This is a genomic window from Clostridioides sp. ES-S-0108-01 (assembly GCF_020662285.1).
Classification (GTDB): domain Bacteria; phylum Bacillota; class Clostridia; order Peptostreptococcales; family Peptostreptococcaceae; genus Clostridioides.
Genome location: NZ_JADGMN010000053.1, coordinates 1 through 2,753 on the forward strand (window position 1 = coordinate 1; position 2,753 = coordinate 2,753).

Consider the following 2,753-nt stretch of genomic DNA (forward strand, 5'->3'; position numbering starts at 1 on the left):
ACTTTCTTTTTATATAAAGGCTTCATTTCTTTTTATAAGCCCTTATTTATTTGTTTTATAAAGTTATTTTTAAAAAAAGAGCATTAATGAGTTTTTGTCCCAAAACTATTTGTGTGGTTAGGCAAAGCCTAATGAAATTATGGTGGCATGAAAAAGTATATAGTTGGTATGAATCACAAAGTAGTAATAAAGTAGTTGGGGCTGATTAACTAAATATAGACGACTTCAAAGGCAATATAGTCACTAGAAGCTATAAGGGGTACAAGATATTATTAGTCAAGCTCTTAAAGATTTTATGGATAAATATAAATACTTTACCTACTTTCTGACATTCTAAAAACTTTTCCATGAAAATCTCATTTTTTGGCTTTCTGTGAAAAATATGTACTCCTTCCAGTCCTCTATCTTTATTTACTTATTAAATGTGATGGGGGGCGTATTATATATATTTCTATCGAGCATATACTCATCAAAACATAGCATTAATTTGATATTATGTTTCTATTTATTTTAAGATTATATATATAATTCTCTCCTTAATACATTGCAATTGCTAACTTCTTTAGTTTTAATGTTAATATTCAAATCATTCCTTTTTATAAGTGCTATATAGACATTGCAACTTATATACTTTTTAGGGGTGTAGTTGCATATGCAAACTCTTTATTTCCCGACATTTAACCATATGTAAATATTTATATCCTTTATTAGCCAAGTATAGCGTTTTAAACAACTCCGACTATCTTTAGTAGTAATATTTTACATAGCTTTACTAATGTATTTTTGCATCTGCAACCATGATTTTAAGTTGCAACACCCCACCCCCACACCTTACACAAAACAACGCCTATCTCCGAAGCCATATACCTACCTCGGTTCACATTTTTTAATTTAAAATGGTTATTTTTATCAAAGGAGGGCTAATTATTGCACTTTTTTGTGGTGAATCAAATAGCCTTATATGTATTGGTATAGCTTTGTTTAAAGTCCTTAATTGAGTTGTTTCAATCTAAATCAAGTGAGTTTTAATAAAACAAAATATATAGATTGTAACTTTATTTCAAAAATACAGTAAAATAAATAACTATATACATTGATTTCACTTGAATTAAAAGGTTTTTTCGAGTTGTTTTTTCATTTAGTTTAGTAATTTTGAAATATTATAAAATTAAGATTCAATATACTTTTATTCTCATTTAATAATCAATTAATAATAGTCATTTTTTCTAAACAAGATAAAAACAATATCTATGCCAGTAATAGCAATACATAGAGGTATATAAAAAAATGTACGATTAGTATAAACTATTACATTTATTTTAGTTGTCTTTATCCATTGCAATTGCTCAAATACAAGGTTATTTAGTTAAGCACTATTTATAAAATGTAAAAATAGCCAAGAAAATCATACATTTTTAATTATAAATTAAGTTTCATAATAGCATTATCAGCTTGTTTCTGTACTATCCCAATATAAGTTAATGTATCTATTTGATTAGCATGATTTAAAGCTCTTTGTGCTACTTCAATTCCTTCATCCCTAAATATATGTAAACCATGCGTTTTCCTCATGCTATGAGTACCTATGTTTAATTTTATCCTACAAGCTTTTGAAGCTTTTTTAATAATTCTATATGCTTGTGTAGTGCTTATTGCTTCATTCTCTCCCTTTTGACTTTTAAATAGGTATTCATTAGTTGGTTTATCTTTACAATATATATCTAATATTTCTTTCAAACTATCATTTATGGGCTTTCTTATTCTTTTCCCTGTCTTACTTTCTTTTATATTTATTTCTTTTTTCTTGTATACGTCTTTGACTCTTAGTTTTAAAATATCCTCTATTCTAAAGCCAGTATTTAACCCTAAAGTTATTAGGGTTAAATCTCTTATTTTACCTTTGTTTCTAAAATATCTTTTAAGCTTCTCTATATCTTTTTTATTTTCAATAGGTTCTACTCTCATTTAAATCACTCCTATTTATAAATCCCAAAATGGGTGTTCATAAAAAACACAATATACACTTTTCCCTTTGGATTGTATTTGCCAAGCAAGATGCTTTTCTTCTCTTATACTTTTAGTTTCATCTAAGCAATCATGTAAAAGTTGCTCGTCAGCTTCATCAACTCTAAAAACTCCCGATTTATTCTTTTCAAATACATCTGCTAATTTTACTTTTCTCAAATCTAATTTTGGTATTTTTCTATAACTTCTTTTAGTCTCTTTCATAATGTCCCCTTTCATGTTTTTATTTTTCTTAATTTACTTGCTTAACCTTGATTTACCCATTTAACCTTAATTTAGGTAATAAAAAAAAGCCTAATAAAATTAGACTTTGTATTTTATCAACAAAAATCTAAAACTAGGCTTTGGCTCTCAAAAGATATTAAATTATTAATACATACACTTTTCTATAATACAATTATATCTATTTATTAATGTAAAGTCTATACAACTTATGTAGGAATTGTGTATATATTTTGTAATTTTTTTGTGTATATAAATCTTTAGGCATTTAATTAATATATATCAAAGTAACTACCTAACACTCCTTTTTATTTCTCCACCCTCGAATATTTTTATCCACTCATACAATGTAGTTCTTCCAATGTTTAATATCTTTGCAACTTCATTCTTCTTTAAGCTTCCATCATTGATTTTATTATAATATTTTATAAATTCTTTGTTGGTTTCTAAAAGCTCCTTAGTTACTTTTTGTCTACCAAACCATTTGCCTGTTTTTGTATTTATCT

General features: G+C 26.3%; 2 protein-coding genes and 1 pseudogene. All 3 read right to left on the reverse strand.

The annotated features are described in order from the left end of the window. Positions 1-1,419: 1,419 nt before the first annotated feature. Entirely contained in the window at positions 1,420-1,965 is a 546-nt protein-coding gene (locus IR152_RS19580) for a tyrosine-type recombinase/integrase (RefSeq protein ID WP_227453497.1), read from the reverse strand. 15 nt (positions 1,966-1,980) lie between these two features. Then, positions 1,981-2,229 carry a hypothetical protein gene (locus IR152_RS19585; RefSeq protein ID WP_227453498.1) on the reverse strand — a complete coding sequence of 83 codons (249 nt, stop codon included), beginning with the start codon at positions 2,227-2,229 and terminating at the stop codon, positions 1,981-1,983. 309 nt (positions 2,230-2,538) lie between these two features. Next, a pseudogene (locus IR152_RS19590) lies at positions 2,539-2,753 on the reverse strand (helix-turn-helix domain-containing protein); the annotation flags it as partial.

What these genes read in the sequence shown, in the direction of transcription:
- IR152_RS19585 (WP_227453498.1), bottom strand. Translation starts at nt 2,229, where the DNA reads ATGAAAGAGACTAAAAGAAGTTATAGAAAAATACCAAAATTAGATTTG.
- IR152_RS19580 (WP_227453497.1), bottom strand. Translation starts at nt 1,965, where the DNA reads ATGAGAGTAGAACCTATTGAAAATAAAAAAGATATAGAGAAGCTTAAA.